Below are 1,055 nucleotides of genomic sequence, written 5' to 3' on the forward strand. Positions count from 1 at the left end.
GTTTTCAGTCACCTGAACCTAATAAAGCCTATGGCTACAATGAAACCCACCGCCGCCAACTGCCGGAGCAGCTATATCCGAGTTGCTTGACAGATACCGAGTGGGCACTGGTCGCCGACCTGTTTGAAAGCCAGGGCGGACGAGGAGTGCCACCGCTTCACTCTCGGCGCACGTTGCTGGAAGCCTGTTGCTATGTCGTACGCACGGGGTGCTCATGGCGAATGCTACCCCGCGATTTTCCTCATTGGGACAATGTCTACAAAACGTTCCGCCGGTGGAGCGCTCAAGGCAAGTTCGAGCAAATGCATGATCGCTTGCGAGCTCAATGGCGTGAGCGGGAAGAACGCGCTGACAGCCCGTCAGCAGCGATCCTGGATTCACAGTCGACCCGCAGTTCTCCTCAAGGCGGTGACAGCGGCTACGACGCAGGCAAAAAAGTGAAGGGGCGTAAACGAAGTCTGATTGTCGATACATTGGGCCTGCTGCTGGCTGTCAGTATCAGTGCTGCAAGCGTGCAGGATCGTGACGCGGCGGATGATGCGGTGGCGTACTCGAAGGAAAAATATCCGTCACTGAGCACGCTTTTTGTTGATAGTGCGTACGCAGGAAAATGGGCACAGCGCACCCATCAACTGCACGCTATCGATGTTCAAGTGATCCGTGGCCCGAATAACAGAAGAACAGGGCAATGGCACTCTGAACAAGGCGATCTATTTTCCGTGGAGCCTGTTCAGACTGGATTTGTGGTCATGCCCAAGCGATGGGTAGTGGAGCGAACTCATGCCTGGAATGAGAGAGCTCGGCGACTGATCATGCATCATGATCGCCTTTTTGCGGTAAGCGAGGCATGGGTTTGGTTGGCCGAGGCTCGAATACTCGCGCGCCGACTCACTACATGATTTTGTCTACACCCTCTTAGTGGTAGTAACCTCTTATTCGGTTCCGCTCTGTCATGATTGAACCGCCCCGGGTTTCTCGGAGACTCCAACCTTTGAGAGGATGGAGCGATGAAAAAACTACCGAAGTACTCCCCAGAGGTCCGTGAGCGGGCCATC

1 protein-coding gene is annotated in these 1,055 nt (G+C 54.9%); it reads left to right on the forward strand.

Features of this window, described 5'->3' with window-relative positions:
• Positions 1 to 899 (forward strand): IS5-like element ISPsy19 family transposase (locus tag A7D16_RS22220; protein WP_082925905.1); only part of this gene is annotated, 899 nt, incomplete at its 5' end.
• Between the last annotated feature and the right edge of the window lie 156 nt (positions 900 to 1,055).

The sequence above is a fragment of the Xanthomonas nasturtii genome, assembly GCF_001660815.1.
GTDB classification, from domain to species: Bacteria; Pseudomonadota; Gammaproteobacteria; order Xanthomonadales; family Xanthomonadaceae; genus Xanthomonas; species Xanthomonas nasturtii.